The 13,080-nt window shown below is 64.2% G+C and carries 9 protein-coding genes, 1 tRNA gene and 2 pseudogenes; 11 read left to right on the top strand and 1 reads right to left on the bottom strand.

The window, feature by feature from the left end:
- Positions 1-73 precede the first annotated feature (73 nt).
- From CWO91_RS19190 to CWO91_RS43040, 11 genes and pseudogenes are all read left to right on the top strand, one after another.
- Positions 74-1,088: pseudogene (locus CWO91_RS19190) on the top strand (NAD(P)H-dependent flavin oxidoreductase).
- A gap of 10 nt (positions 1,089-1,098) precedes the next feature.
- The gene (locus CWO91_RS19185) at positions 1,099-2,175 is read left to right on the top strand and encodes an NAD(P)H-dependent flavin oxidoreductase (protein WP_130215294.1); all 1,077 of its coding nucleotides are present in this window, start codon (positions 1,099-1,101) and stop codon (positions 2,173-2,175) included.
- A gap of 81 nt (positions 2,176-2,256) precedes the next feature.
- On the top strand, positions 2,257-2,544 hold the full coding sequence (gene gatC / locus CWO91_RS19180; protein ID WP_007611211.1) for an Asp-tRNA(Asn)/Glu-tRNA(Gln) amidotransferase subunit GatC: 288 nt from the start codon (positions 2,257-2,259) through the stop codon (positions 2,542-2,544).
- 21 nt (positions 2,545-2,565) lie between these two features.
- Positions 2,566-2,778, top strand: coding sequence for a hypothetical protein (locus CWO91_RS19175; RefSeq protein WP_027547180.1), 213 nt, complete (start codon positions 2,566-2,568; stop codon positions 2,776-2,778).
- Positions 2,775-4,250, top strand: a complete 1,476-nt coding sequence (gene gatA / locus CWO91_RS19170) for an Asp-tRNA(Asn)/Glu-tRNA(Gln) amidotransferase subunit GatA (RefSeq protein ID WP_130215292.1) — start codon at positions 2,775-2,777, stop codon at positions 4,248-4,250. Before CWO91_RS19175 ends, gatA begins: the two co-directional genes overlap by 4 nt.
- On the top strand, positions 4,241-4,543 hold the full coding sequence (locus tag CWO91_RS19165) for a hypothetical protein (RefSeq protein ID WP_130215289.1): 303 nt from the start codon (positions 4,241-4,243) through the stop codon (positions 4,541-4,543). Before gatA ends, CWO91_RS19165 begins: the two co-directional genes overlap by 10 nt.
- A pseudogene (gatB, locus tag CWO91_RS19160) lies at positions 4,540-6,017 on the top strand (Asp-tRNA(Asn)/Glu-tRNA(Gln) amidotransferase subunit GatB). Before CWO91_RS19165 ends, gatB begins: the two are co-directional and overlap by 4 nt.
- A gap of 1,599 nt (positions 6,018-7,616) precedes the next feature.
- Entirely contained in the window at positions 7,617-7,883 is a 267-nt protein-coding gene (locus tag CWO91_RS19145; RefSeq protein ID WP_130215285.1) for a hypothetical protein, read from the top strand.
- A 486-nt stretch (positions 7,884-8,369) separates the two neighbouring features.
- Positions 8,370-8,463, top strand: a tRNA-Ser gene (locus CWO91_RS19135).
- Positions 8,464-9,035: 572 nt separating this feature from the next.
- The gene (locus tag CWO91_RS19130; protein ID WP_130215281.1) at positions 9,036-10,577 is read left to right on the top strand and encodes a porin; all 1,542 of its coding nucleotides are present in this window, start codon (positions 9,036-9,038) and stop codon (positions 10,575-10,577) included.
- A 224-nt stretch (positions 10,578-10,801) separates the two neighbouring features.
- Positions 10,802-10,957, top strand: a complete 156-nt coding sequence (locus CWO91_RS43040; RefSeq protein WP_165405547.1) for a hypothetical protein — start codon at positions 10,802-10,804, stop codon at positions 10,955-10,957.
- An 87-nt stretch (positions 10,958-11,044) separates the two neighbouring features.
- Here CWO91_RS43040 and CWO91_RS19125 read toward each other — a convergent pair.
- Positions 11,045-13,080 (bottom strand): lytic transglycosylase domain-containing protein (locus CWO91_RS19125; RefSeq protein ID WP_130215279.1); only part of this gene is annotated, 2,036 nt, incomplete at its 5' end.

Here is a 13,080-nt window from a genome sequence, read left to right as displayed (position 1 = left end):
GCAGCGTTCTCTAGAATTCAATTTTAGAGAATGTTATTCGCGCATAGTGTTCTTGTCCAGAGTGGGAGGACGGATGCCGATCGCGACACCGCTGACGGAGCTTCTTGGGATCAAGCATCCCATCCTGTTGGCGCCGATGGACACCATCGCCGGCAGCCGGCTGACCCGTGCCGTCAGCGGTGCCGGCGGATTCGGAATCCTGGGTGGTGGCTACGGCGAGCGGGCCCGGCTGGAGGCCGAGATCAAGGAGCTGAAGGGCTTTGCGCCGTTCGGTATCGGCTTCATCACCTGGAGCCTGGCAAAACAGCCCGAACTGCTCGACATCGCACTCGACGCTCGCCCGCAGGCCATCATGCTGTCATTCGGCGATCCCGCGCCGTTCGCGCCGCGCATCAAGGCAGGCGGCGCGCGATTGATCTGCCAGGTGCAGAGCGAGGACATGGCGAAGCAGGCGCTCGATGCCGGCGCGGAGATCCTGGTCGCACAGGGCACCGAAGCCGGCGGCCATGGCGCATCGTCGCACCACGATCGACATCGTGCCTGCGATCGTCGATCTCGCGGCAGGGCGCGTGCCGGTCGTCGCGGCCGGCGGGATCGCCGATGGCCGGGGCCTTGCCGCAATGATGATGCTGGGCGCATCCGGCGTGCTGATCGGCACGCGGTTCTATGCGAGCGTGGAGGCCAATGGTGCGGAGGAGGCGAAGCAGCGCATTCGCGCGGCTAACGGCAATGACACCGTGCGCGGCGTCGTCTTCGACTGGTCGCGAAATCTGTTCTGGCCGGCGCCGTTCACCGCGCGCTCGCTGGTCAATGACCACATCAAACGCTGGGCCGGCTGCGAGATCGAGCTGATGCAGCGCGCAAGCGAGGTCGCCGTGGAGTATGCTGCGGCGAAGGCCGCGGGCAATTTCGAGATTGCTGCGGTTTTTGCCGGCGAGGCGGTCGGCCTGATCCATGACATTCCGTCTGCCGCGGAAATCGTCGAACGCATTGCGGCTGAAGCCGAGCAGCTTCTTGCCGGACGGCGCAACTCCAGTGCTTCTTTCCCTTCTTCCCCAAGGGAAGAGGGTTCGCAGCGAGCCAAGTAGTGAGAGAACCATGTGGCCTGACCGTCGACTGATCGATCTCTTCAAGACCGAATTCCCGATCGTGCTGGCGCCGATGGCGGGGGTGATGGATGCGGAGCTGGTGATTGCGGCCGCGCAGGGCGGGGCGCTGGGGTCGCTGCCCTGCGCGATGATCTCGGCGGAGAAGGCGCGCGAGCAGGTTGGCCTCATCCGCCAGCGCGTGAAGGCGCCGGTCAACATGAACTTCTTCTGCCACAGGCCTGTCGAGCTCACGGCCGAGGCGGAGGCGCGCTGGAAGCAGCGGCTGGCGGGCTATTACACCGAGCACGGCCTCGATCCCGCCGCGCCGATCGCTGCGGCGAACCGTGCGCCGTTCGATGCGGCCTTCTGCGAGGTCGTCGAGGAGCTGAAGCCGAAAGTCGTCAGCTTTCACTTCGGCCTGCCGGAGCAAACTCTGCTCAAACGCGTCAAGGCAGCCGGCTGCCTCGTGATCTCGTCCGCCACTACGGTGAAGGAAGCGGTCTGGCTCGAGCAGCGCGGTGTTGATGCCATCATCGCGCAAGGCGCGGAGGCGGGCGGTCATCGCGGCATGTTCCTGACCGACAAGATCGCCGAGCAGCCCGGCACGTTTGCGCTGGTGCCGCAGGTCGTCGATGCCGTGAAGGTGCCGGTGATCGCATGTGGCGGCATTGCGGACGGGCGCGGCATCGCCGCGGCCTTTGCGCTCGGTGCATCAGGTGTGCAGATCGGCAGCGCCTATCTGCGCTGTCCGGAATCCAAGGTCACGGCCGGAGGCCGCAAGGCGCTCGCCGAGGCGGGCGACGAGTCCACCGTCATCACCAATGTCATGACCGGCCGTCCGGCGCGCGGTATCCAGAACCGCCTGATGCGCGAGGCGGGCCCGGTCTCGCCGGACGCGCCTTCCTTTCCCCATGCCGCGACCGCGCTCGGGCCGCTGAAGGCGGCTGCCGAAAAGCAGGGCAGGGTGGATTTCACCAATCTCTGGGCCGGCCAGGCCGTAGCCCTCGGCCGCGACGTGCCGGCGGCCGAATTGACCCGGGATCTGGCAAAATCGGCCCTTGCGCGCTTGCGCCAGATGGCAGGCTAGCCCAGCCCGCCACGCCGGTTGCGGCGCAAAAGCGGCCTCTGCTATACGGCGGTTAGGTTTTGCCGTGAGAGGCCTTATATAATGTCCGTCGACGCCGCTACTGTCCGCCGCATCGCGCATCTGGCGCGCATTGCGGTTTCCGAGGGCGAGGTTCCGCATCTGCAGGGCGAGCTCAACGCCATGCTCGCCTTCGTAGAGCAGCTCTCGGAGGTCAATGTCGAGGGCGTGGAGCCGATGACCTCGGTCACCCCGATGCAGATGAAGAAGCGGCAAGACGTGGTCAATGACGGCGAGATCGCCGACGATATCGTTGCCAACGCGCCCGCGACCGAAGGACACTTCTTCCTGGTGCCCAAGGTCGTTGAGTAATTTAATTCAGGACGTAGTCCGATGTGCCTGTTATGCGACGATGAGAAGGCCTATCAGGCCTATATGAACTATCTCGACAAGATGGAGCGGCAGGGCAAGGCTGCCGACCCCAACGTCGCCGTCAATGCCGTGCTCGACGAGATCGAGGCCGCCGCGAAAGCCGCCGCCAAAAAAGACGACCCGGCCAACGACAAGACCCTGTCTCCGTTCTTCTGCAGCCCGATCAATAAATGACCGATTTGACATCGCTGACGCTCGCCGAGGCCCGCAAGGGCCTCGCGGCCAAGACCTTCACGTCGCTCGAACTGACCGACGCGCATCTTTCCGCGATCGAAGCCGCGCGCGTGCTCAATGCCTTCGTCATGGAGACGCCGGACCAGGCGCGCAGCATGGCGCGCGAGGCGGACGCCAGGATCGCCAAGGGCGACGCCGGTCCGCTCGCCGGCATCCCGCTCGGCATCAAGGATCTGTTCGCGACCAGGGGCGTGCGCACCACGGCCTGCTCGAAGATCCTCGGCAATTTCGTGCCGACTTATGAGTCCACCGTGACCTCGCAGCTCTGGCGCGACGGCGCGGTGATGCTCGGCAAGCTCAACAATGACGAGTTCGCGATGGGCTCGTCGAACGAGACCTCGTGCTTCGGCCCGGTCGGCAATCCCTGGCGACGCGACGGCTCGAACACGACGCTGGTGCCGGGCGGCTCGTCCGGTGGCTCGGCCTCGGCCGTGGCGGCGCTGCTCTGCATGGGCGCGACCGCGACCGACACTGGCGGCTCGATCCGCCAGCCGGCGGCGTTCACCGCGACCGTCGGCATCAAGCCGACCTATGGCCGCTGCTCGCGCTGGGGCATCGTCGCCTTTGCCTCCTCGCTCGACCAGGCCGGTCCGATCGCGCGCAGCGTGCGCGATAGCGCAATGCTGCTGCGCTCGATGGCGGGCCACGATCCCAAGGACACGACGTCGGTTGACATCCCGGTGCCGGACTATGAGGCCGCGATCGGCAAGTCCGTGAAGGGCATGAAGATCGGCATCCCCAAGGAGTATCGCCTCGACGGCATGCCGGCGGAGATCGAAAAACTTTGGGAAGCGGGCGCGGCCTGGCTCAGGAGCGCCGGCGTCGAGCTCGTCGAGGTGTCGCTGCCGCACACCAAATATGCTCTGCCGGCCTATTACATCGTGGCGCCGGCAGAGGCGTCCTCCAACCTCGCACGCTATGATGGTGTCCGCTACGGCCTGCGCGAGTCGGCTAAGAACATCATCGAACTCTACGAAAACACCCGCGCCGAAGGTTTTGGCGCAGAGGTGAAGCGCCGCGTCATGATCGGCACCTATGTGCTTTCGGCCGGCTATTACGATGCGTACTATTTGCGCGCCCAGAAGGTGCGCACGCTGATCAAGAAGGATTTTGAGGATTGCTTCGCCAAGGGCGTCGACGCGATCCTCACCCCCGCGACGCCGTCGGCGGCCTTCGGCATCGGCGAGAAGGGCGGCGCCGATCCGGTCGAGATGTATCTCAACGACATCTTCACGGTGACCGTGAACATGGCGGGCCTGCCCGGCATCGCCGTGCCCGCCGGCAAGGACGCGCAGGGGCTGCCGCTCGGACTGCAGTTGATCGGTCGTCCCTTCGACGAGGAGACGCTGTTCTCGCTCGGCGAGGTGATCGAGCAGGCGGCCGGCCGCTTCACGCCCGCGAGGTGGTGGTGAATGTCGCGGCGTTCATCGCGAGCCTCGACGGCGCGGCGCCTGCGCCGGAATTGAACGCGCCGCTCGTCGGCCTCTGGTGGGCGGCCAAAGGCGACTGGGACCGCGCGCACAAGATCGTCCAGGACGAGAGCAGCCGTGAGGCGGCCTGGGTGCATGCGTACTTGCACCGCGTCGAAGGCGATCTCGGCAATGCCGGCTACTGGTACCGCCAGGCCGGCCAGCCCGCAGCAAAGGATTCATTGGAAGCAGAGTGGGAGCGGATCGCGGCCACGCTGCTGGGGAGCAAGACATGAGCACGGCTACGCACAAGCTTCTCAAGGGCGCCACCGGCGATTGGGAGATGGTCATCGGCATGGAGATCCATGCCCAGGTGACCTCGAACTCAAAACTGTTCTCGGCCGCCTCGACCGCGTTCGGCGGCGAGCCGAACAGCCACGTGTCGCTCGTCGACGCCGCGATGCCCGGCATGCTGCCCGTCATCAACGAGGAATGCGTCAGACAGGCTGTCCGGACCGGGCTCGGCCTCAACGCGAAGATCAACCTGCGCTCGGTGTTCGACCGCAAGAACTATTTCTATCCGGACTCGCCGCAGGGCTACCAGATCAGCCAGTACAAGTCGCCGGTCGTCGGTGAGGGCGAGGTGCTGGTCGAGCTCGACGGCGGCCGCAGCGTCACCGTCGGCATCGAGCGGCTGCATCTGGAGCAGGACGCCGGCAAGTTGCTGCACGACCGGTCGCCGACCATGTCCAATGTCGATCTCAACCGCTGCGGCGTGGCGCTGATGGAGATCGTCTCCAAGCCCGACATCGGCGATGCCGAGCAGGCCAAGGCCTATGTGACCAAGCTGCGCTCGATCCTGCGCTATCTCGGCACCTGCGACGGCGACATGGAGAAGGGAAGCTTGCGCGCCGACGTCAACGTCTCCGTGCGCAAGCCCGGCGGTCCGCTCGGCACCCGCTGCGAGATCAAGAACATGAACTCGATCAACTTCATCGGCCAGGCGATCGAGTACGAGGCGCGGCGTCAGATCGAAATTCTGGAGGATGGCGGGGCAATCGACCAGGAAACGCGGCTCTATGACCCCAACAAAGGCGAGACGCGCTCGATGCGGTCCAAGGAAGAGGCGCATGACTATCGCTACTTCCCCGATCCCGACCTACTGCCGTTGGAGTTCAGCCAGGAGTTTGTTGACGAGCTGAAGGCGAAGTTGCCCGAGCTGCCGGACCAGAAGAAGACGCGCTTCGTCGCCGACTTCGGCCTGTCGGCCTATGATGCGAGCGTGCTGGTCGCCGAGCGCGAGAGCGCAGTGTTCTACGAGACGGTGCTCGACAAGCTCGCGAGCGCGCGCGCGACGGCAAGATGGCGGCGAACTGGGTGATCAACGAGCTGTTCGGCCGTCTCAACAAGGAAGGCCGGGATATTACGGGCTCTCCGGTGAGCGCCGAGCAACTCGCTGCGATCATCGACCTGATCGGCGAGGGCACGATCTCGGGCAAGATCGCTAAGGATCTGTTCGAGATCGTCTGGCAGGAGGGCGGCGATCCCCGCGCGCTGGTGGAAAGCCGCGGCATGAAGCAGGTCACCGACCTCTCGGCGATCGAAAAGGTTGTCGACGACATCATCGCGGCCAATCCCGACAAGGCCGCGCAGGTCAAGGACAAGCCGCAGTCGCTCGGCTGGTTCGTCGGTCAGGTGATGAAGGCGTCCGGCGGCAAGGCCAACCCGCAGAGCGTCAACGAGCTGCTCAAGTCCAAGCTCGGCGTCTAGCTTCGCGCGTTCGAATAAGGTGACGGACACGCTTCGTCACCTCGCTTTCCGCTCTTGGTGCGGCGCTCGCGCGCATCCTCGGCGGCAAACTTCATCCCGATCGACGGTGATGCGGCGACCGAATCGCCGGCGCGCGATTCGCGCAAAACGGCGGCTTGCACACGCTCAGGCGAGCGTTCGCGCCGTTAAGCATGAAAATTTTTTCGTTGCCAAAAGTCGCGACTCAGAGTCCGCGAAACACCTTCGCGAGGTGATCGCGCGACTCGGCACGGTCATCATCGCGTTGCTCATGCGCGATGCATGCGCGCAGAAAAATACTTGCTGCATAGTGTTTTTCTGCAATCGCATCCGTCGCAAACGCCGACGATGCGCCCACTCTCTGCGATCGCAAGCACACGTGATGCAGTGCGCTTGCGTCGCGCTCGCCAAGCGCACGCGCGTTGCGCCGTCAACACTTCTTTAAGCGAGACGCTGTTTTTTTCTTCGTGTTGGTGTATTCGGGATGAAGTGCATTCGATCCCCGAGTGCACGCAGCGATTAAAGCCATCTCACACATCGGAGGGCAACATGGCCAAGAAAGCGAAGAAGGCGAAGAAGGCGAAGAGCGCAGTGAAGAAGACTGCGAAGAAGACCCGCAAGGTCGCGAAGAAGAAGAAGTAACTTCGCTTCTGAAGTTGCCGGCTCCAGATAGCCGGCACGTCATCAGCGCCTCCTAAAGGTTCTGGTCGACGATAGAGGGTGTCGGCGAGACATCAGGTCAACGGTCGGATCGTTCTGTTTCGCGGTCCGGCAGAAGAAACGAGTTTTCTTCGTTCGGTGCGGTTCTCCTCAAAGGGCTCCGCAATTTCACAAGCGGCCTTCGGGCCAACGTGGAATCTGGTCCTGACGTGTTCGCCGACGCCCTCGTTCTCTTGAAGCCGGGGTATTGCCGGCATTCCTTTCCCCGACATTGCTGATCTGACCGTGACACGGCTGCGCCTTGCTCGCACTGCCTTGGGGTAGGCTAGGGCTGCGGCCTGATTGCACGCTGTTCGTACGCCGCTTCTCCGTTCGCGGTGTCATCGCCCAACTCCGACCGGGCGATCCAGTATTCCGGGACGGCAGTGGTTGAGTAGATCCGCCGCGGCGTACTGCATTCCCGCCGGAGCCTGTCATCGGGCTCGCCGGAGGCGAGACCGGTGCCGGGGAATGACGGAGCGGGTGCGGCTACCAAAGCGATCCGCTCCTACATAACCGCAGGACATCCGCCACCGCGCGCGATGGTTATCGTTCTCCCAAAATCGCAGGGTAAACCGAATCTGACGAATTGCAGAAGTACCTGCAAGTCAGGGACTTTTTGAATTCCCTGCGCAGGCACCGCGCGCCCGCGTTTACGTCTGCTTCATCGCGATACTTAAACTGCCATTCAAATTTGCCCGCCATCATCGCCTCCAACAAGCCGGCAAACGGCATGGGCAAGAAGACTCGGGGATGAGTTGAACAGCGCATGATCCCGGAAAAGTGGTCTTCCGGTTTTCCGGGAGGGATCGTGCGAAATCAGAGCTGGACGGGAGCCGCGCTCGGGGGAACGAGACGGCATAAGAAAAAAGGGGATGCGACATGTTTCAGGGTACTTTCGATCTGGAGACCGCGACGCCGATCGACGCGAGCGCGCTCTCGGATGTGCTGTTCGAGCGCGGGATCTATTGGGCGAGTGGCCGCTCCGGCCTCGTCGATCTCGTCGCCGCGCATAAATGGTTCAACCTCGCCGCGCTGAAGGGCCGCAAGGACGCCATCGCGCTGCGCCAGGAAGTTGCCGGGCAGATGTCGGACGCCGAGATCTCGGCCGCGCAGCGCGAGGCGAGGGCGTGGGTCTCCGCCCACTGAACTGAGAATCGCATCCGCATCCGTGTTTCGACGGGTGAGCTCGGTTGCGCTGGATCAAATTCCTTCGTCGTGCGGTCCCGTAGATCCGCACGATATGAGCGACCCAGACCAGAATGGGCCAAACAATGGCCGATGGCTTCCGATTCAGATCACGCCCGACGACTGCGATCTGGAACTCGGGCGGTTCCACAAGACGGGCATTTTGCCCTGGACCTTTCCATGCCGGCGCAGGTCTGGCGTCTGGTTCAACGTCTGGGCGGGCGAGGCGGTGCTGATATCGCCCTCGCACTGGCGGATCTGGCGATCCAGCCGCTAGACGCTCGTACACATATATAAGGTCAGTGCGAATCGCAGGAACTCGCCGCGAGGAACCATTCGCGAGGCTTGCGCCGCCGGCCCGCTCGTCAGCTTTCAGGTGAAAAGAACCCGCCGCCCTCAATTCTGCCGCTTGCGGCTCGCCGCCGTGTCGGGCATACCCGGCGTATTGGAGACGTGGCCGAGTGGCTGAAGGCGGCGGTTTGCTAAACCGTTATAGGCTTGTAAAGGCCTATCGAGGGTTCGAATCCCTCCGTCTCCGCCAGCCAAGCTGGCCCGGATATCTAAATCCCCCCGCACCCGCATAGAGAAGCGTGACCTGGTCGAGATTTGGCCTCGCGTGTCGGGTCCAAGGCCGTTTCGCCGCCGCTCAAGGACCATTGGCTGAGCGGGATTCGGACGGTGCTTGAGTCTCGTCCGATTCTACGATTCGAGCGCGCCGGGTCGCCACATTGCGGCCCTCCGCTCGCCGCGCCTCAGGTGCGGAATTTTGACGGCAAACGGAACCGCTCTAGAAACATGAATAAAAACAATAAGTTGCGGGCGTGCCGCGATCACGTCTACGTGCTATTTGTGCAACACCCGTCGGAAAACACGTCTCATAGGCCCGCTTCGGAGCGTTCTTTTGTTGTGTGTGCAAGGACGTTCGGTAATTGTGACTGAGCGACGGAGGGGGGCATCCCAAGGTCGTCCCGTTTAGGTCATTCGCTTAAGTCCCTCGCGTTCATGCGGGTGTGTCCGAAGACGCGAAGGAGCCGAAAGCGGTGATTTAGAGGGGGTTGGGGAATTGGCCGTCCGGTCAGTGACCTTCCCTGAAGAGCAACTTGGAGGTTTAACATGAAGTTGGTTAAGAGCCTTTTGCTCGGCTCAGCGGCGGGTCTGATCGCCGTGGGCGGAGCGCAGGCAGCCGATCTGCCCGTGAAGGCCAAGGCGGTCGAATACGTGAAGATCTGCTCCCTGTACGGTGCAGGATTCTACTACATCCCCGGCACTGACACCTGCATCAAGCTCGGTGGTTACCTGCGTGCTGAAGTCGCGCTGGGCACCAACAGCGTCTACGGCATTGCGAACGGCGCTCCCGCCGGCGCGCACAACCGCCTGAGCAACTACTACACCGCGCGCGCTCGTGAAGATCTCAACATCGACACGCGCACCGCCACCGAATATGGCGTCGTCCGCACGTTCTTCGATGCGACGTTCTCCTGGACCACCGCCGGCTATGTCGGCACCGGCTCGGCCACGGGTACGACCGCCGCCACCTTCACGACGGCTGGTAACACCACCATCAACCCGTCGGACGGCGGCACCTCGGGCGGTTCGCTCGGCGTGTACTACGCCTTCATCCAGTTCGCTGGCTTCACGATGGGTAAGGCCGTGTCGCAGTTCGACGCGCCCTGGACCAACTATCCCGGCAACAACATCGACAGCCTCGTCGGCGGCAGCGGCACGGTCACTGGCGTCAACCAGTTCACCTACACCGCTGACTTCGGTCAGGGCGTGACGGCGGCGTTCTCGGCGGAAGACGCGACGGCCTACTATCAGGCCGGCAACCTCAACATGACCGGCGCGACTGCCGCTGGCATGGTTGGCGGTGCGTATGGCTCGAACGCCATTGGCGGTTCGCGTTCTCCGAACCTCGTCGGTATGGTCCGTGTCGACCAGGCCTGGGGCCTCTTCCAGGCGTCGGTTGCTGCGCATGACAACCACGTTGCCTATTACGGCGCGACCGAGCCGACTGGCCACCCCGACGACAAGTGGGGTTGGGCGGTTCAGCTCGCTCTGTCGATCAAGAACATCCCGACGGGTGCGGGTGACACGATCAACATCCAGGGCGTCTACACCGACGGCGCGACCCGCTACAACTTCCAGAACCTGGCGGGCAGCTCCTACCAGATGTACGGCAGCTCGGGCATTGCGTATCAGAGCGTCGGCTTCGCCAATGCTCCTGACACCGTGTTCATCACGGGCAGCTCGCAGGAGACGGTCAAGACCTGGGGCTTCCGTGGTGCTTACACCCACAACTGGGATCCCTACTGGAACTCCGCGCTCTACGGTGCGTACGCTCAGGCCCAGTTCGGCACGCTCGCCAAGACCACGCTCTGCGGCGCGGCTGGCACGGGTGGCGTGTTCGGCGGCCTCGTGGGTGTGACGGGTTGTAACCCCGACTTTGCTATCGCTCAGATCGGTATCATCACCCGCTGGACCCCGGTCAAGAACCTGACGTTCTCGGCTGATCTGAACTGGACCCATCTGGATCAGAAGTATTCCGGCACTGCCATCCTCAGCCCGGCCGCTAACACGGCCAAGCCGACCGCAGTGTATGAGCTGAAGGATCAGGACAGCATCACGCTGCTCCTCCGCGCTCAGCGCAACTGGTAAGTTCGGTCTAACGACCTGACGGAGAGCCCCGGCGGGAAACCGCCGGGGCTTTTTTTGCCGGCTTGTTCTTGCCTCGGGGCGTGACGGCCCGAATTGGCGCCTCGCGTTCGGTTGATCGATCGTTCGCCGCGATCTGGTCGAAGCTGCTGCGAGAGAGGGATCACCGCGCAGCCCGCATTCCCATCCGAGGCGCGCATGGGCAGACTGTCGCTGACCGATCCGCCTTGCAAAGCGACCCGCCGATCTGGGCCTTGCAGCTGGGCGCGACCACTGCGTTCAGCTTCAAGCAGGCCGACAATGGTGAGCTTGTCGATGTGACAGCGACCTTGCAGACCTCGATCGAGGCACCTCTTGGGAAGGGGCGCCTGAAGATCGCGTGACTGCGCCGGCGGTCCGTCGGAGACTCAAGGGCCTGACGGCATCGCGTGCCACCGATGCTCCCGGCAGCGAATCGGGCGGGGGTGTTGCTATTCCACGCTGCCGGTGCCGCGGCGCAAATCGGCTTCGATCTGCAACCGCGTGCCGCCGCCGAAACGGGCGCGGTAGACCTGAAGGTTCTCCATGATCCGCTGCACGTAGTTGCGCGTCTCGGAGAACGGAATCAGCTCGACCCAATCGACTGCGTCGACCTTGGGGTCGCGCGGATCGCCGTAGCGCTCGACCCACTTTCTCACGCTGCCGCGGCCGGCGTTGTAGGCGGCAAAGGTCATGATGTAGGAGCCGCGATAATCCTCGAGCAGTCCGCCGAGCTCGGCTGAGCCGAGCGTGGCGTTGTAGACCGAATCGTTCTTCAGCCGGGACAGGTCGTAGGTCGCGCCGTGGCGTTTGCAGACGTAGCGGGCGGCGTCCGGCGTCACCTGCATCAGCCCATAGGCCTGCGCCGGCGAGACCACCGACGGATTGAACGCGCTCTCCTGCCGCGCGATCGCATAGACGATGCTGCGCTCGACCTGGGGGCCGATCGGCGTGAACTGCGGAATGCCGTTGACGGGATAGGCGTAGAAGTCGAACGGCAGGCCGCGATTGAGCGCGGCCTTGCCCAGCAGCAGCATGCCGCGCGCGTCGGTGTAGCGCTGGGTGAGCTCGCCGAGGCCGGCAAGCGCTTCGGGATCGCCGTTCTCGCCCATGTCGGCGAGCATGGGCACCGCGAGCTCGCGCTCGTCGAGCTCGTAGAGCAGTTGCGCGGCGCGCACGATCTCGAGCCGTTCGGCGCCGCGTCCGCGCGGCGGGTTGTTGAGCTCGATCTGGGGCAGGCCGAGTTTTGCGCGCGCGAGCTGGCCGTAATAGCTGGTGGACTGCTCGGCGGCGCGGGCATAAGCGTTGCGCGCCTCCTGCTGGCGGCCCATCGCTTCCGCAGAGCGGCCCTGCCAATAGCCGGCGCGCGCCAGCGTGGTCGGATTGACGCTGCCGACACCGATGCGGGCAAAGTGCTGGGCGGCGGTCGCGGGATCGTTGAGGAATCGCAGCGCGATCCAGCCCGCGGTGAACTCCTGCTCGGTCTTGTAGATGTCGCGCGAGGGCAGGGCGGCGTCGCGCGCGATCAGATAGGCGCTGCGGAATTCCTCGGTGTCGATCATCTTGCGCGCCAGGAGGCGCCGCTCGATCCACCATTCGTCGAGATTGTGGAGCCGGTTCGGATCCTTCGGGGCCGACAGCATGAGCTGCGCCGCTTCGGCAAACTTCTCCTCGCGGCGCAGGAGCTGGATCTTGCTGAAGATGAAGCCGGGATCGCTGTGCAGTTCGCGCGGCACGGCATCGAGCAGCGCCCGCGCATTCGGCGCCTTCTTGACCGCAGCGATGCGGGCTTTGGCGAGCGCGACATAGCCGGCGCCGAGCCGTTTGGCGGCGCGCAACGCGGCTTCGTTCTCGCTGCCGTAGAGCAGGGTGTCCATCCGCGCCTTCTGATCGCCAGCCGTCAGCAGAGCGCCGAACTGGTCGAGCGCGTTGTTCTCGGTGTCCTCCGACATTGGATCGCCGCGCCAGGCCTCGCGCACCAGCCGCTCGGCGTTGGCGCGGTCGCCGCGCGCCAGCATCGCCTTGGCAAGCGTGAAGCGGCCCTTGGCGGAGATCGGGGACTCATTCTCGAACCACGACCACGCAACTGAATCGTCGCGCCTGTCGTCCCACATCGCAGCCTCGAGGCGCCGACGCAGGAAGGTCTGCGACGGCCAGCTCGGATTGCCGGACAGGAAAGCACGATAGCGCTCCACGGTCGCGCCATTGTCCTCGCTGCGCAGGATGATCCATTCCGCGAGCTTTCGCGCGACGGGATCCGAGATCGAAGCTGCATAATTGGTGGCCTCGCCCGCCTTGCGCTTGCGCACGAGCTCGATGACGTTTTCCAGCGTGTCCTTGTCGCCCTGCGACGTCGACGATGTCGCGGCGACCGCGGCCGGTATGACCGGCTTGCGCGGCGCTGCATGCTGGCGGGTCGCAGGAGCCAGCACGGGAGCTGCGACGGATTTGGCGGCCGCCGGGGCGGTGGGTCTGACGGTGGCCGTCG

This window comes from Bradyrhizobium genosp. SA-3 (assembly GCF_004212635.1).
Classification (GTDB): Bacteria; Pseudomonadota; Alphaproteobacteria; order Rhizobiales; family Xanthobacteraceae; genus Bradyrhizobium.
The sequence above is the reverse complement of the archived record's forward strand: the minus strand, read 5'-3'. Positions and strand labels throughout refer to the sequence as shown.